The organism is uncultured Pigmentiphaga sp., from assembly GCF_937950555.1.
Classification (GTDB): Bacteria; Pseudomonadota; Gammaproteobacteria; order Burkholderiales; family Burkholderiaceae_B; genus Pigmentiphaga.
Genome location: NZ_CALFCW010000020.1, coordinates 87,863 through 109,383, shown reverse-complemented (window position 1 = coordinate 109,383; position 21,521 = coordinate 87,863). Strand labels below are relative to the sequence as shown.

Annotated in this window: 25 protein-coding genes; 5 read left to right on the top strand and 20 right to left on the bottom strand. The window is 65.0% G+C overall.

Annotated features, from left to right (window positions below):
* Nucleotides 1-5 precede the first annotated feature (5 nt).
* The 10 genes from Q0319_RS04675 to Q0319_RS04630 form a co-directional block, all read right to left on the bottom strand.
* Nucleotides 6-1,169 (bottom strand): ABC transporter substrate-binding protein, encoded by a 1,164-nt coding sequence (locus tag Q0319_RS04675; RefSeq protein ID WP_296467370.1) that lies wholly within the window; start codon nt 1,167-1,169, stop codon nt 6-8.
* Nucleotides 1,170-1,247: 78 nt separating this feature from the next.
* Entirely contained in the window at nt 1,248-1,967 is a 720-nt protein-coding gene (locus Q0319_RS04670) for an ABC transporter ATP-binding protein (RefSeq protein WP_296467373.1), read from the bottom strand.
* The gene (locus Q0319_RS04665) at nt 1,960-2,727 is read right to left on the bottom strand and encodes an ABC transporter ATP-binding protein (RefSeq protein ID WP_296467375.1); all 768 of its coding nucleotides are present in this window, start codon (nt 2,725-2,727) and stop codon (nt 1,960-1,962) included. Before Q0319_RS04665 ends, Q0319_RS04670 begins: the two co-directional genes overlap by 8 nt.
* Nucleotides 2,724-3,689, bottom strand: coding sequence for a branched-chain amino acid ABC transporter permease (locus tag Q0319_RS04660; RefSeq protein WP_296467378.1), 966 nt, complete (start codon nt 3,687-3,689; stop codon nt 2,724-2,726). The genes Q0319_RS04665 and Q0319_RS04660 overlap by 4 nt, the downstream gene beginning before the upstream one ends.
* A complete protein-coding gene (locus tag Q0319_RS04655; RefSeq protein WP_296467381.1) occupies nt 3,686-4,546 on the bottom strand; it encodes a branched-chain amino acid ABC transporter permease in 861 nt (286 codons plus the stop codon). Before Q0319_RS04655 ends, Q0319_RS04660 begins: the two co-directional genes overlap by 4 nt.
* A gap of 268 nt (nt 4,547-4,814) precedes the next feature.
* A complete protein-coding gene (locus Q0319_RS04650) occupies nt 4,815-5,981 on the bottom strand; it encodes an ABC transporter substrate-binding protein (RefSeq protein ID WP_296467385.1) in 1,167 nt (388 codons plus the stop codon).
* 330 nt (nt 5,982-6,311) lie between these two features.
* Nucleotides 6,312-7,001, bottom strand: coding sequence for an RES family NAD+ phosphorylase (locus Q0319_RS04645; protein WP_299451264.1), 690 nt, complete (start codon nt 6,999-7,001; stop codon nt 6,312-6,314).
* A complete protein-coding gene (locus Q0319_RS04640; protein ID WP_296467393.1) occupies nt 6,998-7,411 on the bottom strand; it encodes an antitoxin Xre-like helix-turn-helix domain-containing protein in 414 nt (137 codons plus the stop codon). Before Q0319_RS04640 ends, Q0319_RS04645 begins: the two co-directional genes overlap by 4 nt.
* Nucleotides 7,412-7,457: 46 nt before the next feature.
* A complete protein-coding gene (locus tag Q0319_RS04635) occupies nt 7,458-8,261 on the bottom strand; it encodes an IclR family transcriptional regulator (protein WP_299451262.1) in 804 nt (267 codons plus the stop codon).
* The gene (locus Q0319_RS04630; protein WP_299451260.1) at nt 8,258-8,626 is read right to left on the bottom strand and encodes a hypothetical protein; all 369 of its coding nucleotides are present in this window, start codon (nt 8,624-8,626) and stop codon (nt 8,258-8,260) included. Before Q0319_RS04630 ends, Q0319_RS04635 begins: the two co-directional genes overlap by 4 nt.
* Between Q0319_RS04630 and Q0319_RS04625 the strand changes: the two genes are divergently transcribed.
* The 3 genes from Q0319_RS04625 (at nt 8,612) to Q0319_RS04615 (ending at nt 11,469) form a co-directional block, all read left to right on the top strand.
* Nucleotides 8,612-9,103 carry a hypothetical protein gene (locus tag Q0319_RS04625; protein ID WP_299451257.1) on the top strand — a complete coding sequence of 164 codons (492 nt, stop codon included), beginning with the start codon at nt 8,612-8,614 and terminating at the stop codon, nt 9,101-9,103. The two genes, Q0319_RS04630 and Q0319_RS04625, sit on opposite strands and share 15 nt — an antisense overlap.
* Before the next feature lie 54 nt (nt 9,104-9,157).
* Nucleotides 9,158-10,783, top strand: a complete 1,626-nt coding sequence (locus Q0319_RS04620; protein WP_299451254.1) for a peptide chain release factor 3 — start codon at nt 9,158-9,160, stop codon at nt 10,781-10,783.
* A 62-nt stretch (nt 10,784-10,845) separates the two neighbouring features.
* Nucleotides 10,846-11,469, top strand: a complete 624-nt coding sequence (locus Q0319_RS04615) for a hypothetical protein (protein ID WP_296467401.1) — start codon at nt 10,846-10,848, stop codon at nt 11,467-11,469.
* A gap of 15 nt (nt 11,470-11,484) precedes the next feature.
* Here Q0319_RS04615 and Q0319_RS04610 read toward each other — a convergent pair whose 3' ends face one another.
* From Q0319_RS04610 to Q0319_RS04600, 3 genes are all read right to left on the bottom strand, one after another.
* Nucleotides 11,485-11,688 carry a hypothetical protein gene (locus Q0319_RS04610; RefSeq protein WP_299451251.1) on the bottom strand — a complete coding sequence of 68 codons (204 nt, stop codon included), beginning with the start codon at nt 11,686-11,688 and terminating at the stop codon, nt 11,485-11,487.
* A 134-nt stretch (nt 11,689-11,822) separates the two neighbouring features.
* The gene (gene bfr, locus Q0319_RS04605) at nt 11,823-12,302 is read right to left on the bottom strand and encodes a bacterioferritin (RefSeq protein ID WP_296467408.1); all 480 of its coding nucleotides are present in this window, start codon (nt 12,300-12,302) and stop codon (nt 11,823-11,825) included.
* Nucleotides 12,303-12,603: 301 nt separating this feature from the next.
* Nucleotides 12,604-12,885 (bottom strand): (2Fe-2S)-binding protein, encoded by a 282-nt coding sequence (locus tag Q0319_RS04600; RefSeq protein ID WP_296467409.1) that lies wholly within the window; start codon nt 12,883-12,885, stop codon nt 12,604-12,606.
* Nucleotides 12,886-13,229: 344 nt separating this feature from the next.
* On the opposite strand from Q0319_RS04600, the gene Q0319_RS04595 reads away from it, so the two are divergent.
* Both Q0319_RS04595 and Q0319_RS04590 read left to right on the top strand, forming a co-directional pair.
* Complete coding sequence (locus tag Q0319_RS04595) at nt 13,230-14,189, top strand: amidohydrolase family protein (RefSeq protein WP_299451246.1); 960 nt, start codon at nt 13,230-13,232, stop codon at nt 14,187-14,189.
* Between the two features lie 164 nt (nt 14,190-14,353).
* On the top strand, nt 14,354-15,121 hold the full coding sequence (locus Q0319_RS04590; RefSeq protein WP_296470783.1) for a DNA-binding transcriptional regulator: 768 nt from the start codon (nt 14,354-14,356) through the stop codon (nt 15,119-15,121).
* 69 nt (nt 15,122-15,190) lie between these two features.
* Here the strand turns inward: Q0319_RS04590 and Q0319_RS04585 are convergent, their stop codons facing one another.
* The 7 genes from Q0319_RS04585 to Q0319_RS04555 all read right to left on the bottom strand — a co-directional run bounded on the left by Q0319_RS04585 (nt 15,191) and on the right by Q0319_RS04555 (nt 21,382).
* Entirely contained in the window at nt 15,191-16,054 is an 864-nt protein-coding gene (locus Q0319_RS04585) for a hypothetical protein (protein WP_296470785.1), read from the bottom strand.
* A gap of 31 nt (nt 16,055-16,085) precedes the next feature.
* The gene (locus tag Q0319_RS04580) at nt 16,086-16,841 is read right to left on the bottom strand and encodes an aldolase/citrate lyase family protein (RefSeq protein ID WP_296470787.1); all 756 of its coding nucleotides are present in this window, start codon (nt 16,839-16,841) and stop codon (nt 16,086-16,088) included.
* Between the two features lie 95 nt (nt 16,842-16,936).
* Nucleotides 16,937-17,536, bottom strand: a complete 600-nt coding sequence (locus Q0319_RS04575; protein WP_296470790.1) for a flavin reductase family protein — start codon at nt 17,534-17,536, stop codon at nt 16,937-16,939.
* A 190-nt stretch (nt 17,537-17,726) separates the two neighbouring features.
* Nucleotides 17,727-18,710, bottom strand: coding sequence for a tripartite tricarboxylate transporter substrate binding protein (locus tag Q0319_RS04570; RefSeq protein ID WP_296468330.1), 984 nt, complete (start codon nt 18,708-18,710; stop codon nt 17,727-17,729).
* Between the two features lie 43 nt (nt 18,711-18,753).
* The gene (locus tag Q0319_RS04565) at nt 18,754-19,383 is read right to left on the bottom strand and encodes a fumarate hydratase C-terminal domain-containing protein (RefSeq protein ID WP_296468327.1); all 630 of its coding nucleotides are present in this window, start codon (nt 19,381-19,383) and stop codon (nt 18,754-18,756) included.
* Nucleotides 19,384-19,401: 18 nt separating this feature from the next.
* Nucleotides 19,402-20,271 carry a fumarate hydratase gene (locus Q0319_RS04560; protein WP_296468325.1) on the bottom strand — a complete coding sequence of 290 codons (870 nt, stop codon included), beginning with the start codon at nt 20,269-20,271 and terminating at the stop codon, nt 19,402-19,404.
* A gap of 118 nt (nt 20,272-20,389) precedes the next feature.
* Nucleotides 20,390-21,382 carry a 2-dehydropantoate 2-reductase gene (locus Q0319_RS04555; RefSeq protein WP_299451242.1) on the bottom strand — a complete coding sequence of 331 codons (993 nt, stop codon included), beginning with the start codon at nt 21,380-21,382 and terminating at the stop codon, nt 20,390-20,392.
* Nucleotides 21,383-21,521 lie beyond the last annotated feature (139 nt).

The window sequence follows — 21,521 nt, the reverse complement described above, 5'->3', positions numbered from 1 at the left end:
TTAGCTTATTTCGGTTCGATGGCTTCGAACTCGATATTGGCCATCCGGCCGTCGACGCGCTCGACCTTGCGCATGTAGACGCGCTGTTTGACGTCTCGCGTGGCCGCATCGATCTCGATCGGTCCGCGCGGGCTTTCCAGCTTGACGCCCTTCATGGCGGCGATGAGCGCGTCGCCGTCGGTCTTGCCCTGGGTCTTGCGCAATGCTTCGTAGATTAGCGCCATGCCGTCGTAGCCGGCCACCGCCATGATGTTGGGGCGGGCCTGCTGGCCCCGCGCGGCCTTGAATGCGGCGACGAACTGCTTGTTCTTGGGGGAGTCGTGGTCCATGGAGTACGGATAGCCGGTGACCGCGCCGAGCGGCGCGTCGCCCATCGAGTCGATCGTCGGTTCATCTGTGATGTCGCCGGTCCCCACCATGGCAGTGCCCGCCTCTTCGAGCTTGCGTGCCCGGTATTCGCGCATGAAGGACTGGGCGACGTCGGCACCGTTGACGAACGCGAAGACCGCCGCCGGCTTGATGTCCTTGATTTTCTGCATGTAGGCGGAAAAATCCATGGTGGTGAGCGGCGTGCGCACCGATCCGGCCACGGTGCCCCCGGCCTGTTTATAGGAGTCCAGGAACGCGGTCTCGACTTCGTGGCCGGGCGAGTAGTCGGCCACCAGGGAGTAGGCAGTCTTGTACCCCTGCCTGAGCATCCATGCGGAGATGGGCGGCACGATGGCCGGCAGCGAGAAAGACGTGCGGACGATGTAGGGCGAGGCGGCGGGCAACGCGCCTGAGGCCGCGTTCATGATCACCAGGGGCTTCTTGGCTTCGGTGGCAATCGGTGCGACGGCGAACGCGTTGGGCGAGAACGCAAAGCCTGCCAGGACGTCCACCTTTTCCCGCACCACCAGCTCCTGGGCATGGCGCTTGGCCAGCTCGGGGTTGGGGCCGCCCACGTCCTTGACGATCACGACCACGCGTTTGCCGGCCACGGTGTCGCCGTGCTCCTTCAGGAAAATCTGGATGCCGGTTTCCATTTGTTTGCCGAACTCGGCAAACGGCCCCGACATTTCTCCGATGAACCCGACCTTGACGACGTTCTGCGCTTGCGCGCCCGTGGCGGCGGCAAGGACGCCGGCGGCCAGCGCGACGCGTAAACCGGCTTTCTCGACTTGCATCATGATGGGACTCCCACAAAGGGTGAGCGGAATGAGGCTGGGGCCGGCGGGCGCCGGCCCCTTGGCGTGAATGAATACGGATCAGCCGGCGGCGCGCTTCTGCCCCACTCCCAGCAATTGCGCCAGCCGTTCGGCGTCGCCGGCCAATTCGCCACTGCTGCCGGAGTAGGTGACGACGCCACGTTCGAGGACGATGGCGTTCTTCGACATGGACAGGGCGAGCACCGGATGCTGCTCGACGATGATGGCGGTGAGCCCTTCTTCGGCGCACATGCGGCGTACGGCCGCCGAGAGCTCCTCCACGATGATGGGCGCGAGGCCTTCCATGGGCTCGTCCAGCAGCAGCAACTGCGGATTGGTCATCAATGCGCGCCCGATGGCGAGCATTTGCTGCTCGCCCCCCGAGAGCTGTCCGCCGTAGTTGCCGGCGCGTTCGCGCAGCCGCGGGAACAGGTCGTAAACCCGGTCCAGCGTCCAGTGCGTGCCCCGGGCGATGACTTCCAGGTTTTCGCGCACGGTGAGCGACGGGAAAACCTCCCGCTCCTGCGGCACCCACCCGATGCCGCGGCGTGCGCGTTCGGCCGGCCGCAGCCGCGTGATGTCTTCGCCCAGCCAGTGGATCCGACCCTGCTTGACCGTGGTATTGCCCATGAGGGTTTCGAGCAGGGTGGTCTTGCCCACGCCGTTGCGGCCCAGAATGGCCAAGCTTTCGCCGCGTTCGACCCGCAGCGAGAGGTTATTGAGGACGACCGCGTCGTTATAGCCGGCCGTGAGGTTCTCGATGTGCAGGAAATCAGACACGCGAATTCCCCAAGTAGGCTGCCCGCACCTGCGGGTCTGCGGCGATCTCGGCGGGGGTGCCTTCGACCAGCACTGCGCCCGCGACGAGTACCGAGATGCGCTCGGCGAAGCGGAACACTAGATCCATGTCGTGTTCGATGAAGAGCACGGTCATTTCGCGCGGCAGCTGGGCGATGACTTCGAACAGTTCGCCGCTCTCGCCTTCCGGAATGCCGGCTGCCGGCTCGTCCAACAGGAGAATACTGGGCTTGGCAGCCAACGCCAGCACGATCTCCAACAGTCGCTGCTTGCCGTAGGGCAGCTCGGCGGTGTCCGTGTAGGCGTACTGGCCCAGGTTGAACTGTTCGAGCAACGCGTGCGCTTCGTCGGCCACCCAGGAGCAGCTGTGCAGCGTTCGCCACCACACCTTGCCCAGGGCTTCGCGCTCGGCGATCGCCAGCGAGGCCGCCTGCAGCGGCGTGAGTCGCGGAAACAAGGTGTTGATTTGGAAGGTCCGCACCAGGCCGCGATGCACCCGCTTGTCGGCGGACAGGTGAGTGATGTCGTCGTCACCCAGCGTGATCTTGCCTTCGGACGGGCGCAGTATGCCGGTCAGGAGGTTGATCAGCGTGGTCTTGCCGGCGCCGTTGGGCCCGATGAGTGCTTGTCTCGAGCCGGGCGCGATGTCGAGCGAGACGCCGTCGACGGCGGTGAACGCCCCGAAGCGTTTAGTCAGGTTCTGCGTGCGCAGCGCGGGCGTGGCAGGTTTGGCGGCACTCATTGCTGATGCTCCCGGACCTTGAACACTTTCGAGAGAACGCCCAGCACGCCGCCGCGGCCGATCATCACGACCACGATGAGGAAGATGCCCAGCCAGAACATCCAGAACTTCGGATCGAAGTCGGAGAAGAAGTCGTGCACGGTCATGTACAGCAGCGCACCGATGAGCCCGCCGTATAGGCGTCCGGTACCCCCGAGGATGAGGATGATGAGGATTTCGGCCGAGCGGTTGAAGCTCAGCATCTCGAGCCCGACGAACTGGGTCGTTTGGGCCAGCAATGCCCCGGCGACGCCCGCAATGGCGGCCGAGAAGCAGTAGGCGACGCGCAGCCGGGAGTCGACGGGCGAGCCGATGGCCATCATGCGGCGCCGGTTGTCATGGATGCCGCGCAGCACCAACCCGAACGGCGATCGCAGCATCAACCGCACCAGCAGGAAGCACAGCAGCACCACGCCCAGGGTGTAGAGAAAGGCCGTCTTGCCCCAGAGGTCGAAACGAAACTGGCCGAACACCGGCCACATCTCGACGCCTTGCAGGCCGTCCGCGCCGCCGGTGATGGGCGTGAGCCGGTTGGCGAGCTCGAACAGCAGCACGCAGACCCCGATGGTGATCATCAATCGGGTGAGGTCGCTGCCGCGCACGATGAGGTAGCTCAGCAGGTAACCCAGTATGGCGCATGCAACCAGGGCAAGCACTAGCCCGGAGAACGGCTCGCCCCAGCCGTGCTTGGCCAGCAGGCCTGCCAGATAGGCGCCCACGCCGAAGAAGGCGGCATGGCCTACCGTGAGGATGCCGGCGTAGCCGAGGGCGATGTCGAGCGCAACTGCGAACAGTCCGGTGATCAGGATCTGCGAAATGAGGACCAGCTTGTCCGGCAGCAGGAAGTAAGTCGAGGCGATCAGCAGCCAGAACACGACTTCCAGCGCCAGGATCTGCCGCGGGTTCAGATTCAACTTCGTCATGTCAGGCCCCGCTTGGGAATCAGGCCGTGGGGGCGCGCCAGGAGCACCACCACCATGAATACGTAAATGAGGAAGGCGCCGAGCTCGGGTATGTAGTACTTGCCCCCGACGTCGACGATGCCCACCAGCACGGCGGCCACGAAGGGGCCGACGATGGTGCCGGCGCCGCCTACGCAGACCACGATGAGGAAGTAAATCATGTACTTGAGCGGGAAGGACGGGTCCAGGCCGAGCATTCCCAGGCCCAGGGCGCCGCCCAGCCCGGCGAGGCCGCAGCCGAACGAAAAGGTGAGGAAGAACAGGCGGTCGACCCGTACGCCGAGCCCCGCGGCGACGCGCTGGTTGTCAACCGCCGCGCGCACCATGGCGCCGTAGCGCGTCTTGTTGATGAGCAACAGCAGGCTCGCCAGCACGGCGAATCCGACGATGATGAGGAACAGGCGGTAAGCGCCTACGTCCATGCCCAGCAGCGACACCTGGCCGCTTAGCCAAGTTGGCGCGGTAAAGGGCTGCATGGTGGGGCCGAACAGGTAGGTGCCTCCCGCGACGAACACGAACACGATGCCGATGGACAGCAGCACGTGGTCTAGCGGGTGGGCGCGATACAACCTGCGGAAAAAGGCGAACTCGAGCAGCGCGCCCGTCAGGGCCGCTGCGACGAAGGCCAATACCAAGCTGGCGACGAATGGTATGTGGAGGTGGCTCATGGCGAGCGCGGCAACGTAGCCGCCTACCATGGCGAAGGCGCCGTGCGCGAGATTGACGAAATTCATCAACCCCATCGTGATCGACAAGCCGACCCCGATCAGGAATAGCAACATACCGTAGGCCAGGCCGTCGAAGATTACGATGCCCATGAATGCTTCCAGGTGACGTGCGAAGGTGAGAGGGCGTCCTGCGCGCAGGCGGGGCGCGGGTGATAGCGACAATCCATGGCTTGCTGCGAATCGGTCACTGCACCGGTCGGTGCAGGCCTGGGTAATGGATGCTCCGGATGTCTGCCGACGAGAAGAAACGCTGGGTGCACATGCTTAGGCCCGTCGGTGGGCACCTGCATCCATCGGTGCCGGAAAAGCAAGCGCTCCGTCCGGGAAGGTCCGGACGGAGGATGCCATGCTGGACGTCTTACTTGGACTTGCCAGGATCCTTCAGGTTGGGAATGTGCGCGAACTCCACGTTGTACAGGTGGTTGCCGCGGCGCTCCACTTTGCGGATGTAAATATTCTGCACGATGTCACGCGTTTCCGGGTCGATCATGACGGGCCCGCGCGGGCTTTCCCACTTGGCGCCCTTCATGGCTTCGACCGCCTTCGTGCCGTCGATCTTGCCGTTGAGCTTCTTGATCGTTTCGTAGATCAGCGCCATGCCGTCATAGCCTCCCACGGCCATGAAGTTGGGGCGTATGGACGTGCCGTACAGCGATTCATAGCCCTTGATGAAGGCCTTGTTCTTCGCCGAGTCGTGCGCGGCCGAGTAGTGGAAGGCAGTGATCAGCCCCAGCGCGACGTCGCCCATGCTGTCGAGGAACATGTCGTCCGTGCCGTCGCCCGTGCCCAAAGCCTTGATGCCGGCCTGCTCGAGGCCGCGCTCGCGATAGGCGCGCAGCATCAGTACCGACAGCTCGCCGGAAGGGAACCAGAGGAACGCGGCATCGGGCTTGGCGTCCTTGATGCGCTGCATGTAGGGCCCGAACTCCGGATTCTTCAGCGGCACGGCGACTTCGGCCACGATTTTGCCGCCGCCGCCGGTGAAGGTCTTGCGGAACTGGGCGTTGGCGTCCTGGCCGGGGCCATAGTCCGCGTACAGCGAGTACACCGTCTTGATGTTGTTCTTCAGGGCCCAGTCAGCGATGGCGTACGCGTTTTGCGGGAGCGTCATGGACGTACGCACCACGTACGGCGAGCGCTCGGTGATGGACGAGGTGGCGGCATTCATGACCACCATCGGGATCTTGGCTTCCGTTGCGAGCGGCGCCACCGCGAGGGCGTTGGGGGTGAAGCCGAAGCCGGCCAGGAACTCGACCTTGTCGCGGGTGATCAGCTCCTGCGCAACGCGCTTGGCGACCTCGGGATTGGGGCCGCCCACGTCTTTGATCACCAGTTCGATCTTGCGCCCTGCGACCACGTCGCCGTGCTCATGGAGGAAGAGCTTGGCGCCATTGCTCATTTGCAGCCCATATTCGGCTTGCTGGCCGGACATTTCGCCCACGAAGCCGATTTTCAACGGGGTCTGTGCCGCGGCCATGCCGCTCAGCGTCATTCCCAGTACACAACCCCACATGCGCAATTTCATTGTCTATTCCTCCGATAGGAATGAGGTCTGGGAGCCCGAAGACACGCTTCGGCGCCCGTCCTGCGTTGCGGTCCAGGCTATGGGTGGGTGCGGCCGACACAGCGGTTGTACGGTGTCGCCGCCCGCGTTTGACGTAACCGTATACGAAAATCGAAATTACGCCAATAATCGATTTCTCTATGGGTGCCCCGAAATCCCTAGGGAAAACCCAGGGTTGGAGGGAAAGGCGGAGAAAACTTGCGGGCGGTCTTCATCCTAAGACCGAGCTGCGGACTCGCGCATGTAGTTTCAGAACATGCGCATGGAAAAAACAAACATGCCGGCTGGGGCTCAGACGTAGCGCAGCGCCGACTTGGCGTACCAGCCGGCCATGCGTTGACCGTCCCAGACGAAGGCGATGTGCTGGGATTGCCGGCAGCGGCTGAGCGCGCGCGGGCGGAACACGGCGACGCATTGCCCGCCCTCCCTGCGCACGCTGTCGTAAACGATGCCCCAGCTGCCCTGGGCCCGCAGCTGCCGGGCCAGGGTTTGCCCGGCGGAATAATCGTCCGGGTCGTACACCCTGGCCCAGGCCGACTGCAGGCCACGCAAATCGTGCAGCGACGCAGAGAGGTCCGCCAGGTAGTGGCGCATGTCGATTTCGATGGCAGGTTCGCGCGTGGCGGAGAGAAACGCGGCGCGGTGGTACATGGTTTCTGCGACCGCGGTTTCAAGGCTCTCGCCGGCATAGTAGACGCCCCAGGTGCCGTCCGAGAATCGGCTACCGGCTGGATTCAAATGCGTGAATGCCGCCATGATGGGCGTCGTGCCGGGCCCTGAGATGCGCTCTGCCGGCGGTACCAGGCGCAGGTTGCCGATTTCGTCGCGGACGCGCGGGTTCGTGAGGTTTTCGATTGCGAAGACCACGTCCAGATCGGCCGGATCCGCGACGCGGTCGTACAAGCCCGTGGGTGGGAAGCGGCTGGGCACGAGCCGGTGGCAAGGCGTCCACTTTACGTCGGTAACCGGCGGGACGGTCATGTCCAGCCTCCGCGCTGGGCGTCGAGGTAGGTGCGCACGACGTACAGGTCGCTCGTCATGCCGGTCAGCATGCGTTCCAGGGCCGGCCGGCCGCCGAACAGCGGCGCGTCGTTGGGGCGGCGCAGCCACGCGTCTGCCCGTTCGGGCACCGGAAACAGCACCTGCAGCGCCTTGTAAATGCCGAAGACCAGCGACAGCCGTTCGAGCGTATCGCGCGGCAGCGGCGCAGGCGCGCGTCCGTTCTTCCAACGGAACATGGTGGAACGCGGCACGCCCAGTAGCGTGGCCGATTCATCGGCGGTGAGCCGCCAGGCCTGGGCGATGCGGAAGAACGTGCGCAAGGCGGCGTCGCTGGCCGCCTGGCTGTTCAATTCTGGCGGTTTGGAAGCGGCAACGGCCATGGTACTCATCCCCGGATCTTACGCCAGGATAGTACAATATGGGACTAATTTCAAGTTATGGTCTAATTCGAGACAGCCCGTCACCACTCTTTTCTATCTCGTCCACGCATCGAAGCAGCCCGGCGATGATGCCGTTCCTGAACTTGCGGGTGGCCCGCGCCGCGGGTATGGAGACGCTGACGGCCGCGCACGAGGCGTAGGGGCCGGCGTCGATGGCTTTCGCGATGGCGACGACGTCGACTTCGTTTTCGCCTTCGCTGATCGCATAGCCGCGCCGTCGCGTTTCCTCCAGGTCGGCGGCCAGCCGTTCGGGGTCGTTCAGCGAGGTGGGCGTGCGGCCCACCAGCTTCTGGCGTCCAAGCAGCTTCCTGACTTCCGCCGGGCTCAGCTGGGCCAGCAGGGCCTTGCCCCCGGCCGTGAGATGGGCCTCGATCTTCTGCCCCGTGCGACCCGCCACCCTTACCATGCGGCTGCCCTCGACGCTGAGCAGGAACAGCGCGTCGCGGCCGCTCAGCGATATCAGATGGACGGTTTCGCCGATCTCCTCTGCCAGCTTCTCGATGTACGGCCGGAGCTGCGTGCGGATGTCGACCTTACCGACCACAGAGAGTCCGAGTTCGAGCAGGACGGGGCCGGCGGCGAAGCTGCCGTTCTCGGACCCGCGCGTGACAAAGCCGTGGAAGTGCAGCGTGGACAATAGGCGGTGTGCGGCCTGGCGGCTGACCGACAAAGCATCGCTGATGTCGCCAACCTGCAGCCGCTCGCGTTCACGTAGCAGTGCGAGGGTGCGCAGGATGTCGTCCGCCTCTCCCGATTCTTGTCGCGGGCCGAACCCCGGGCCTTGTATGCTGCGCTTCATGATCTGCCTGCCTGTGTTGTCATCTTCATGGTAGGAGTGGCGCGGCGGCTGGCCGGGCGAGTGGCCCTGCGCGCCGCATCGTCAGCTGGCGCCATCAGCGCGAGCGCGCCGTCGAGCGCGCCGGCCGGGTTGCGCAGCGGAATGAGTACACACATGAGATGCTCGCGCGTGGGCGCGAGCATGACCGGACCGTTGCCCAGGCCCCCCGATAAGGCCTGCTTTACTGCGCGGGAGATGGGCGCACCGGCCGGGATGGCGGTGCGGCCAGCGGCGTCGAATAGCGAGCCCGAAGGGCCGACCAGCAGAATCTCCCATCGCGAGGTTTCACCGCCCGGGGCGTATCCGGTCAGGTGCTGGCGAAGCACGTCGAGGACCGAGGCTGGCGCATCGGCGGCGATAGCGCGCGTGACGATGGCGGTGGTGGCAAGGCGGCGGAGCTGGCACGGGCGCCCGTCAGGTGGTTCGAGCGCCGGGATGAAGCCGTCGGGCGCTTCCTGAGGGTGTCCGGGCTGGAAGGGCTTCTGCCCGCAGATCATCCAGCCGTCGCGGCTGGCGTGGTGGAGGAGGACAACCCAGGACAGGGTGGCCGTTTCCGGCTCGCTGCCGACATCGCAACGGCCCTGGCCGCCGGGCCGGACGTTCAGACGATGCGGCGGGCGGCGGCCTGTCCGACCTGGTTCGCCGCCGGGTCTGAAGACCCGATGGTGCCGGTGGCCGACCTGCGGGCATTGGATCCGGACGGGTTCGTGTTCGAGGGGCTCGGTCACAACCTGCATGTGCAGGATCCGCAGGCCCTTTGGGCCTACGCCGCACCGCGGCTCAACTCGCTGCTCGACCGGTAAGGATGCCACGCCGGGCCAAGCACCGGTTCCCGTCTCCGGTTAAAATTCTTCGGGATGACCATATCCACCGAAGTCGCCCGGCGACGCACCTTCGCCATTATTTCCCACCCCGATGCGGGCAAGACCACGCTGACCGAAAAGCTATTGCTTTTCGCCGGCGCGATCCAGATCGCCGGTAGCGTCAAGGCGCGGAAGGCGTCGCGTCATGCTTCGTCCGACTGGATGGAGATCGAAAAGCAGCGCGGCATCTCCGTGGCCTCGTCCGTGATGCAGGTCGAGTACCGCGATGCCGTCATCAACCTGCTCGACACCCCGGGCCACCAGGACTTCTCCGAAGATACCTACCGCGTGCTCACGGCGGTCGACGCGGCCCTCATGGTGATCGACGCGGCCAACGGCGTCGAGCCGCAGACCATCCGTTTGTTGCAGGTCTGCCGGGCCCGCAACACGCCCATCATTACCTTCGTCAACAAAATGGACCGGGAGGTCCGCGAGCCGCTCGACCTGCTTTCCGAAATCGAGTCGCACCTGGGCATGGACGCCATTCCGTTCGCGTGGCCGATCGGGATGGGCAAGGCGTTCGGCGGGGTGTTCGACATCCGGCGCGATCGCATGCGCGTGTTCAAGGCCGGCAGCGATCGCTTGAGCGAACAGCACGATGAGATCATCGAGGGGTTGGACAATCCCGAGATCGCTCGCCGTTTCGGCGCGGCCTTCGAACAGGCCAGGGGCGAGATCGACCTGATCAGCGGTGCGACGCCGCCCTTCGATCACGCTGCTTTCCTCGCCGGCCGGCAGACGCCGGTGTTTTTCGGTTCGGCGATCAACAACTTCGGCGTCCAGGAAGTGCTGGACGCGTTGGTCGACTTGGCTCCCCCGCCGGGGCCGCGCCACGCCCTGGAACGCGAAGTGCTACCCGACGAGCCCAAGTTCACCGGCGTGGTGTTCAAGGTGCAGGCCAACATGGATCCGGCCCATCGCGACCGCGTCGCCTTCGTGCGCGTCTGTTCGGGGCGCTTCGAGCGGGGCATGCGCCTGAAGGTCTGCCGTACGGGCAAGGAAACCCGGCCGAACAACGTGGTCTCTTTCTTGTCGCAACGGCGGGAGCTGCTGGATGAGGCCTATGCCGGCGACGTGATCGGCATTCCCAACCATGGCGTGCTGCAATTGGGTGACGTGCTGACCGAAGGTGAGGTGCTGCGGTTTACCGGCCTGCCCTTCTTCGCGCCGGAGCTTTTCCAGGCGGTCGAGGTCGCCGATCCGCTGCGCAGCAAGCAATTGCGGACGGGATTGACGCAATTGGGCGAAGAGGGCGCCATCCAGGTCTTCCGTCCGGTGGCCGGCGGTCCGCTGCTGCTCGGCGCCGTGGGCCAGCTCCAGTTCGAAGTCGTGGCGCATCGACTCAAGACGGAATATGGGGTCGCGGCCCGCATGATGCCGTCGCGCTATTCCATGGCTCGTTGGGTCACTTCCGAGGATCCCAAGGCCCTGAAGAAATTCATGGACGCCAATATGCAGCACATCGCGTACGACGTGGTGGATGCCCCGGCTTTCCTGATCGGATCGCAGGCACAATTGCGAGTGGCGCAGGAGCTCTATCCCGACGTGCAATTCCACGCATTGCGCGAGCACGGAGGACAGGTGTTCCAGACGCGGGTGGGTGATACGGCGTTTGCCTGATCGGCCCACTCGCCCATGTGGTCCAGGGCTTGGGCCCGGACCCGGTCGAACGAGGTGTACAGATGCGTAACCGCATACTAATGGGCTTGGCCGTCGTCGCAATGGTAGTGCTGGTGGGCGTGCTGTTTGGCCTCTGGCTCTCCTGGAATGCGCCGGTCCAGCGGGCCGCCGAGGCGCCTGTGCCCGTCGCCCAGGGGCGCCCTGGCGAGGCGCCGGTCGCGGCCGTGGATGAACAGTCTTATCTTCCCGAGCCGCCCCAACCGCGGATGGATGGAACGCGCGGCGTACCGGCGCGCCCTGTGATGCCGGCCGAACCCGTGCCGCTGGTTTCCGCCGCCGAGAATCCCCAACCCGATACCTTGATTTCCACGATTGCGCCCGACCTGGAAACGCTGGCTTCGCCGACGCAGCCGGCAGCGGGGGCACAGGCGGAGATGCCGCGCGTCATCGTGCAGCAGTCGTTCCCGGAAGTCGCCACCGTCGTCGCGGGGGTCGAGGCGCCGGATCCCCGCGGCCAAGCCGGTGAGGAGTCCTGGGTGCAGGCGCTGCGCGCGGAATTGTCACGCTGCGCTTCCCAGGGGATGGTGAGCCGGGTGCTCTGCAACGAACAGGCGCGGTGGAAGTATTGCAATCCTGACAATCGCTGGGGCTCGGTGCCGGAATGCCCGGCCACGGGCAATAACTGACGCAGGCGCGTCTCGTCACCGGTCGCCCGTCTCCGGGGTCTCTTCGCCAGCGTCGTCGAGATCCCCCAGGTCGTCGATGTCCCGTTCGTCGCCGCCTGCAGCGGGCGGCGCGTCTTTTTCCTCGCGCGGCAACTCTGCCGCGGGCAGCTTGCGGTTCTCCTCCTTGAGAATGTCGTCGATGTGCTTGGAAATGGGATTGCTGCCTCCGGAAATGGCCATGGCCGGCTCCTGTCGATTTGGCATGTGGAGCACGGTCAGCAGCAATTTGTGTTCCGCGCAGCCGCGGACGTGAAAGGGTCGGACTGGCAAAAAAAACCCCGACGCGCGGGGTTTTCTTGGGCTGCCGCAGGGGATCAGTTGCCTTCGTCGTCCATCTGCGATTGCAAGTAGTTCTGGATGCCGAGTTGTTGGACCAGCCCAATTTGCGTTTCCAGATAGTCGATGTGCTCTTCGGTATCGTCCAGGATATCTTGCAGCAGATCGCGCGAGACGTAGTCCCGCACGCTTTCACAGTAGGCGATGCCTTCCTTGAGCGTGGTTTGCGAAACCAGCTCCAGTTTCAGGTCGCACTCGAGGATTTCCGGCACGTTTTCGCCGATGAGTAGCTTGTGCAGGTCTTGCAGGTTGGGCAGGCCGTCGAGCATGAAGATGCGCTGGATGAGCCGGTCGGCATGCTTCATTTCCTCGATGGATTCTTCGTACTCGTGCTTGCCCATCTTATTGAAGCCCCAATGCTTGAGCATGCGCGCATGCAGGAAGTATTGGTTGATGGCGGTGAGCTCGTTGGTGAGCTGCTTGTTCAGGTGTTGGATGACGGTCTTGTCGCCTTTCATGTTTTTCCCCTGCGGTATTCATTTGGATTCCCGAAGGTTAGCACTCCCTGGGGCGTCATCCGCAGACCGCACGTCCGTTCGTAATGGACAAGCGAAACCGATATGAGAACGGTTTGCGCCTATCGGTGGGATGGGGCTGGCGTAGACGGCGTCCATTCTCCAGGCGCCGGCGCCAGGGGGTGCGTAGTAACGGGAGCGGAGCCGGCCCCGCACGGTGCGCCGCGCACAGGCGGGGCATGCCGTTGGTGGCAAAGTACATGCGCCCGGCAGTGATGCCGGAACGCACCGTGTGAGGCGGGCGTTACGCCGCCTTGGCGACGACGTGGACGGGGAAGCGCCGGGTGGTGGCGCGGGGAGGCGCCGATGCGCCGGAGGGATGGCCGCCCTCGGCGATGGAGGCTTCGTAGGCGTGTTCGCAGGCGCTGGCGCCGGCCGGGAGGTATTGGCAGGCGGTTTCGGCGCAAGAGCCGCAGCAGGTGGCGACACCCAGGTCGAATTGCAGGTCGGCCAGTGTGGTGGCGCCGGCTTCTACGCTGCTGCGGATTTGCCGTTCGGTAACGGCATTGCAAACACAAACGTACATGGTGGACTCGCTGGCAGCGCCCGGAGACGCCGCAATGGTCGTCGTAATGAGATTAATTATCGATAATATTCTCATGTTGCGCAAGTGTGGCCAGCGCCACAATCCCGGCCTCCCCTTAGTTTTCTTCTAGCGAAAAGTTCGAGAATATCGGGTGCAGGCCCCGGCCCGGGGCGATAAAGTCCGTGCTGCGAAAAGTCACGCGCTCGCGTCGCGGGATTCCCGCCAGCGGCAGAGCACGCAACAGCCTAGGGGACAGCGAGACGGCGCCAGCGGTGCGGTCGGTCGTTCACCGGCCCCGCCTTTTCCCGCGCGCTCGCCGGCTCCATCAACACGAAGAGTTGGACATGACCCAAGACAAGCAAGCCCCGGCGGCCGGCAACCGGCCTTTGTTCTTCGACTCTCATGCACATTTGGTGGCCGATGACCAGGTGCGCTATCCGCGCAATCCCATGAAACGGGCCGCAAGCGCTCCTCCCCGCCCGCCCGGCGTCATCGGCATCCCGGGCGGCAAGCATGGGCCGAACCCGATCAATGAGGTGCCTGACGTCAGCCGCATGCTGGTCTGGATGAAGGAAGAGAACGTGGACGGTGCCGTGGCGGTGCAAAAGCGCATGATCTACCGCTACGACAACAGTTACATTCTCGACTCGTCGGACGCCTATCCCGATATTTTCTCGGCGGTGGTGATCCTGGATGCGGAGGATCCGGCCACGCCCGGGACGGTGCGCAGCTATATCGAGAAGCACGGCCTGGCCGGGGTGCGCCTCTTTGGCGGCCGCGAGCCGGACGGAAGCATGCCCTGGCTCAACTCGCCCCAGGCGCTCAAGACGTGGGAGGTGGCCGAGGAGTTCGGTTTGGTCATGGATTTGGAAGTGTTGGCGGTGGGCGGCGGCGGCCCGTCGGTGCCGGCCATCGTGGAGTTGGCTCGCCGCTATCCCCACGTGCGCATCGTGCTGGATCACCTGCTCGAGCCGGAAGCGGCTTCGGGCGCGGACTTCGGGCTGGACGAGCGTTTCGAGAAGCTCGCTCACGAGAAGAACGTTTATTTCAAGTTCACCTCGATCAACCTGGACGAGTACCGGGAAGCCGACGTCCCCGCCGAAAAGGTGCTGCGACGCGCCGTCGACATGTTCGGCGCCGACCACATCATGTGGGGTTCGGACATCGGGACCTCTTCGGGCACCTACAAGGAAATGGTCCAGCGTATGATCGACGCATCGGTGCTGTTGACCGAGGAGGAGAAGCGCGCCGTCTGGCACGACACCGGCAAGCGCGTGTTCGTGAAAGGCGGCACCCGGCGCTGACGGTGCAGGGCGGCGGCAGGCCATTGCCTGCGTCCCGTCCGGCCGACGAGCGGCGTCCCGGCGGCGGCCGGGGCACGCTCGAAGGGTCCGTCGTACTTCTCGAAGCGTAGCGCGCATCCCACGGGTGCCATACTCGCCGACGCTTTTTTCGTACGGAGGTCCACGTGCCTTCTTTCCCTCCCGTCCAAGCGGTGGTCCGGACCATCGAGTTGCTGCAGGCGTTGAATCGCCAGCCGGTGTCCACGCTCAATGTGTTGCACCAGCAGACGGGTATTCCCAAGCCATCCCTGATCCGGTTGCTGGAATCGCTGGCCTCGAAGGGGCTGGTGCGGCATGCGCCGCAGTACGGGGCCTACTATCTGACCTCGCTGGTCAATACGCTTTCTTCGGGTTATCACAGCGAACCGCGCATCGTCGAGGCCGCCCAGCCGCGCATGGACGCGCTGACCGAGGCGATCAAATGGCCTCTGGCCATCGCCGTGTTCGACACCGACGCGATGGTGGTGCGTTACAGCACCATTCCCCATTCGCCGCTTTCGCTGCTGCATTCATCGATCAACATGCGGCTGAGCCTGGTGAGCCGCGCCATTGGGCGGGCCTATCTGGCGTTCTGCGATGAGGACGAGCGCGAGACCATTCTTGCCTTGTTGCGGCAGTCGACCAACCCCGAGGACGCGCCGGCCCGGGACGTCGAGGCGGTCCAGAAAATGATCGCGCAGACGCGTGCCCAGGGCTATGCGCTACGCGACCCGGCCGTACGCCCCGTGTCGCGCACGCTTGCCGTGCCGGTGTTCGACGGCAAGCACGTCGTGGCGTCGTTTGGCATGACGTGGTTCGCTTCCACCCTCACGGACGAGCAGGCCGTCGAGCGCTACCTGGGTCCGCTGCAGGAAGTGTCGCGGGGCATTTCCGAAGATTTGTCCAAGCTGTAGCAAGGGCTGGCCCGGGATTCGCACAGGCGCGGCCGGCGCCAGGGGCCTGCCGCTTGCCGGGGCGGGCCGTCAGGCTGCCACACTTGGGGCGGGCATGGGATATTCGTCGGCGTTGCAGACCAGGCCCGGCTTGCTGGAAAAATCCAGGCGCGGCGGGGCAAAGATATCGATCAGCCAGCAGTCGCCCTGGCTCACGTTGCGGCTGGTATGCATGACCTTGGCCGGAATGACCGTGACCGAAGGGCTGCCGATCTCTACGTGCTCGTCCTCTTTCCACATGTCCATGTCGGGCGTCCATGGCCAGCGCAGGTGATGGACGTACGTACCTTCGACAGCAAGCGAAGCCTGTTCGAAGTCGGCATGCGTGTGGGGGCTGAGTTTGTGCACGTCGCGTGGCACCGTGCGCTTCGCGAGGAAGTTCACCATGAGGTTGGTGCTGCGGAAGATGCGCATGTTCGTATCGGGCCGCACGTAGTCGGCCAGCACGTAATGGCGCAGCTTGAACCCAGCGGGGGGATCCGGCCAAGGTACCAGGGGCGCGACTTCGGGCGCGCCGTCGGCGTAGACGGCATTGTTGGACGAGGCTGCCACCAGGTCGGTCGCGCGATTCGAAAACACGCGCACGATGGTGCCTGAGGCGGTTGCCTCGACCCGGCTCGGCCCAGGGGGCACGATGGTGACGGTTTCGGCCAAGGCCTCGAGGCGTTCTTCGCCGGCCTGGATGCGCGCGCTTCCACGGTGCACGAACACAAAGTACTCGTCGGGGTTGTCGGAGCGCTCGAGTACGGCGCCGGGCTCGACCTGGGAAACGGCGACGACGAAGTTGGCGCCGCGCGTCAGCCACGTGCGAGCCCCCGCGGCCTGTTGCTGGGGTTCGGTTTCATAATGCGCGGCGTAGGTGGCGGGGCGCGGAAGTTGAGCTTGAGCTGTCATGGCTTCTCCTTGCATGCGTGCGGAACGGGCCTCAGCCTTGCGCTCGGCTGCCGGCTACGGCGACTGATTGCGCGCCTTGGCGCAACAGAGATTGATCGGAGCCGATCACGAACCAAGTCGCGCCCTGGGCGGCGAACTCGTCTCGTTCGGCCGCATTGGCGACGAACATCGCGGCGATCTTGCCTGCATCCAGTGCGGCGCGAACGATGCGCGTCGTTGCTTCCAGCACCGCGGGGCTGCGCGAGCCTTCTTCGCCCATGGACAAGGCCAAGTCGGCACGACCCACGAACAGCCCGCCCACGCCCGGCACGGCGGCAATGCGCTCGACGTTGTCCAGGCCCGCGACGCTTTCGATCTGGCACAGCACCAGCGTCTGGTCGCCCGCCTCTTGCGCCTGCTTGTAAGTCATCGTGCCGTAGCCTGCCGCGCGCGGCGAGCTGGAGAACCCGCGCTCACCGCCTTTGTAGCGGGCGCGTGCGACGATTTGTGCCGCCTGTTCCGCCGTGTCGACGTGCGGCACCACGATGCCCGCTGCGCCCATGTCCAGCACGGACAGGATGGTCGATGCTTCGTAGTCGGGCACGCGCACGTAGAGCGGCAGCTGCGCGGCGCGCCCTGCGAGCATCATTAGGTCGATCGCACTGCGGTCGAACGGTGCATGCTCGGCATCGAGCACGCCGAAATCCAGCGCGGTCGTACCGAGTATCTCGACTATGTGCGGCGACACGGTCTTGATAAATGTACCGGCCTTGATCGGTCGGTTGGTGTCAGAAGATGAGCGCGTCATCGATCGTTCCTTCATGAATAGACAACTCCGGGCATCCTCGCCCGGTGGCGCCGGCGCGCCCACGCCCTTGGGCGCGGCACCCTCCGGCTGCGCCGTCAGGCGGTCGGCTCTCCAGGCGGCGACTGCAGCATGGGGCGGTGGAAGATTTCTCCCAATCCGGCGTAATAGGGACCGCCCAACCGGGCGATGGGGCGCATGGCGATGGCGTCGACATGGCGTCCGTTGTATATGGCCTCGGACAGGTGAAAGGCGACGACTTCGCCGATGTACAGCGTGTTCAGCCCGCGTCCGAGCGGCAGCACGTGCTCGAGCCGGCATTCCATCTGTATCGGCGTGGCCGGGATGCGAGGCGGCTTGACGAGGCTGCTTGGCGCGAGCTCAATTCCCAGGGCCTGCGGCTCGCTGACCTCCGGGGGATAGTCGGCGCCGGTCGCGTGCATTAATTCCAAGGTGGCTTCCGTGGCCACGTTGACGACGAACTCGCCCGTTTCCTTGATGTTGCGGGCGGTGTCTTTGAGCACCCCCTTGCGCGACCCGATGTTGACCGCCAGCATGGGCGGGCTGTGGGCGACGTAGTTATACGAGCTGAAGGGCGCTGCATTGACGCGCCCTGACTCGTCCTGCGTCGTAATCCACGCGACCGGCCGGGGCGCGACGCAGCCGACGATGAGCCGATAGGCCTCCTCGGTGCTCATGCCCTCAGTCTTTAGCGTTACAAATCCATTCATCCGAAACTCCCACCGCAGCCTGCGGCGATTCGACTCGAAAAAAACCGCCCTTTCCCGCACAGGCGCTCACGCTGGCCCATGCCGGCAGGCGGGCGGAGCCGGGCCGCGTCCCGGCTCCGCGCTTCTGTTCCAGGCGCGGCGTTGCCCCACGGGAGGCTCAATCCAGCCGGATGTTGGCCTCCTCGATGACGCGTTTCCATTTGGCGCTTTCGACCTTCATCAACGAGTCCAGCTGCTCCGGCGTGCCGCCCCCGACCACGGCGCCGAACTGTTCGAGCTTGGCCCGGCCCTCGGGCGAATCGAGGACGATGTTGATTTCGCGGTTGAGTTTTTCCACGATGGCGCGCGGCATGCCGGCCGGACCCGCCACGGCGAACCACACTGACGCTTCGACGTCGAAGCCCTGTTCGACGGCGGTCGGGACGTTCGGCGTGCCTGGGAAGCGTTTCTTGGACGTCACCGCCAGGCCGTTCATCTTGCCGGCCTGGATCTGCGGGATGAACGCCGTGATGGGGGCGACGATGGCCTGGATCGACCCGCCCATCAGGTCGGTCATCGCGGGCGTGTCGCCTTTGTAAGGCACGGCCAGGAGGTCGGTCTTGGTGGCGTGGCGCAGCAGCTCATAGGCCAGGTGCCCGATGGTGCCGTTGCCCGGGTTGCCGACCGAATACTTGCCGGGCGCCGCCTTGGCGAGCGCGATGAACTCCTTGAGGTCCTTGGCTGGCGTCTTGTCGGTGGAGACGACCACCAGGGGAATCTCGCCCACCAGCACGATGGGCGTGAGGTCCTTGGCCGGATCGTACGGCATGGACTTGTAGAGGTACTTGTTGTTGGCCAGCGGGCCGGACGTCGTCAGCGTAATGGTGTAGCCGTCCGGTGCCGCCTTGGCGACTTGGTCGGTGCCGATGTTGCCGGCCGCGCCGGGGCGGTTGTCGACGACGAACTGCTGGCCGAGCTTTTGGCCGAGCCGCTCGGCGATCAGGCGCGCCACCACGTCCGTGCTGCCGCCCGCCGGGAACGGCACGATGAGCCGCACCGGCTTGTTCGGCCAGGAGGCTGCGTCGTCCTTGGCGTTTGCGGCAGTCGCCGAAAGAGCCAGTATGGCGCCCGCGCAGACAGTGAGGCGTTGGTACTTCTTCATGGGGTCTCCGATCTTTGGTTCGAAATTGAGAAAAGTGCCGCGATCAGCGCAGGGCTCGTTCGCGGTCACGGTTCAGTTCGTCGAGGATGGTCGGCAACCGCCGCTTTGCGTCATCGCGCAGCTGGCGATAGAGGCTGTTGCCGTGGGCATCGATCCCGACGGTGGCGGGGCCCAGGTCCTTGACGCGCAAGGTCACTAGGCGAAACTGAGAGATGTAGTCTTCCCAATGCACGGATACGACTTCCTGGATCGCGCGGGCGAGCAACGTGCAGCCTCCGCCGAGGAAAGACAGGTAAATGCAGCCGGTCTCGCGCATGGCTGCGACGCTTTCTTCGCCCAGCCCGCCTTTTCCGCCGACGATGCGCAGGCCGTAGGCGCGGATGAGGCTGGGCATGAGGGCGTCGTAGCGCGTGCTCGTGGTGGGGTTCATGTACAGCGCTTCATAGCCGGAAGGCGTGTTGCTTTCCCGGTTGTACGAGCTCAAGTGCAGAAACGCGCCTCCCCGTATGTCGATGGGCAGCGGCTTGCCCTGCTCCGCATAGTCGATCATGCGCTGGTGGGTGGGCAGGCCGATGGTGACGACGATGTCGCCGCTCAGGTAGACGATGTCGCCGGCCCGGATGGCCGAGATGTCCGCCTCACTCACGGGAAGGGTCAAGCGATGCGTATTCACGGTGATTCTCCTGCGCCGTCATTCCACGCGCACGACCGTCCCGTCCTCGTAGATGCGGGCACAGGTGCGACGGTTGATCCAGCAGTTGAACGCCACGGCGACCGGCATGAATCCGTGGCTGGCGGAGTAGTCGATGTGCACGGCCATGGCGGTGGTGTCGCCGCCGGTGCCCATGGGGCCGAAGCCCGTGGCGTTGATCGCCTTGAGCAGGCGTTCCTCCATCGCGGCCAGAACCGGCTCCGGGTTGCGCTCGCCGAAGGGGCGTAGCACGCATTCCTTGGCCATCTTGGCGGCGTAGTCGAAGGTGCCGCCTATGCCCACGCCCACCACGATGGGCGGGCAGGGTTGCGAGCCCGCGCGAAGGACGGTGTCGAGGACGTATTTCTCTATCGTTTCGAGTGACGGGTAGACGAAGGTCTCGATGGCTTCCCAGCGTCCCGTGCCCATGGCCTTGGGCGCGCAAACGATCTCCATGTAGTCGGCGCCGTCGATCATGTCGAAGGTGACCAGCGGCATGTTCTTGCCCTCGTAGCTGCGTTGCAGCGTCAAGGGATTGGTCACCATCTTCAGGATGGGAGGGTTGGCGCGCGCCACGAGATCGGCGAATCCGTCGACGATGGCTTGGCGCACGTTGCCGGAGAACGTGACCCGGGTGCCGACGCGGATCATGTATGTGGGAACGCCGACGTCCGAGCAGACGAGATGGTTTTCCGCCTCGGCCGCTTCCGCAGCCTCGACCATGATGCGCAGCGTCTGCTTGCCCAGCTGGACGGTCTCGCGTCGCTCGGCCTGGGCAAGCAATCGTTTCGTGTCGTCCGGTACTTTCTTCAGGGACCACTCGTACAGGGACGAAGTGACGTTCCTGATGATCTCGCTGGAAATAGGCATCGCATACCGCCGTCCGCCGGCTCTCCGTGCTCACGCAAGGCTCGCAGGATGCGTCGGAGGCGGCGGCGGTTCAAGCGAAGTTTTTGCGTTTTTCGCCTATAGAAAAGTAGGGCCCGGCTTAGCCGGGAAGCAAGCCCAACACCTGCGCGCGCATGCGCGCAAGCGCATACACCGTGTTCAGCGTGGGTGCCGGGCATCGGGCCGCGGCGGCGGTCTCCACCAGGGCTCCGAGAATGCTCTCGATCTCTACCGGACGCCCTGCCTCCACGTCTTGCAGCATGGACGTCTTGATGTGCCCCAGGCCGCGGGTGAGTGCGATGCGCTCGCGCGAAGCCACTTGCGCCGGCAGCCCCAGTCGTTCGCCGACCGCGAGCGCTTCGTCCATCATGGTCACGAAGGTCTCGTGCAGGCGCGGGTCGTCGATCATGGCGTCCGTATAAGCGCCCGTCAGCAGGCTTGCGGAATTGAAGCAGGCGTTGCCCAGCAGCTTGGTCCAAATGTCGGCGCGCACGTTGGCGCTCGCCACCGCGTCGAACCCGGCGCGGGCAAATATCGCCGCCACGGCGCTGGCGCGCTCGCTCGTCCCGCCGCGCGGCTCGCCGACGACGACGCGGTTGCCCGAGGCATGGCGCGTGAATCCCGGCTCGGGCGTCGAGGCCGAAGCGAATACCACCGCGCCCAACACTTGGTCGACGGGCAAGTGGGCCTCGATGGAGCCGTCGGGGTCGACGCTACGCAGCCGGGTTCCCGCCAATGGGTGATCCCCGCCTAGGAAAAACCACCATGGGATGCCGTTGAGGGCCGGGATGATCACCGTGTCCGGCCCGACCATCGGTAATATGCTGCGGGCGACATCGCGCAACGCGGGCGCCTTGACGGCAAGGATGATGACGTCTTGGCGACCCAGTTCTGCCGCGTCGTCGCTGGCGCGGACTTTCGGCGCCATCGACCGGCCTTGCGATTCTAGCCGCATGCCCTCCTTGCGCAGCGCTTCCAGGGTGCGACCCCGGGCCAATACCGATACGGTTTCGCCTGCGTCGGCCAGGCGGCCCGCGAAGAGTCCGCCGATGGCTCCGGCACCGACGATGCAGAGGTTGGGATGTTCCGTCATGGTGTTCCTATACGCTTGGGACATGGGCGCCGGCATCTTACCCGAGCCGATGCGGTTCACTTCCGCTTACGAGCTCCGGGAGGACGGCGTGCCCGGACTTCCGGCAAAATGAAGGCTTGAAAATGGGATATGCATTTGG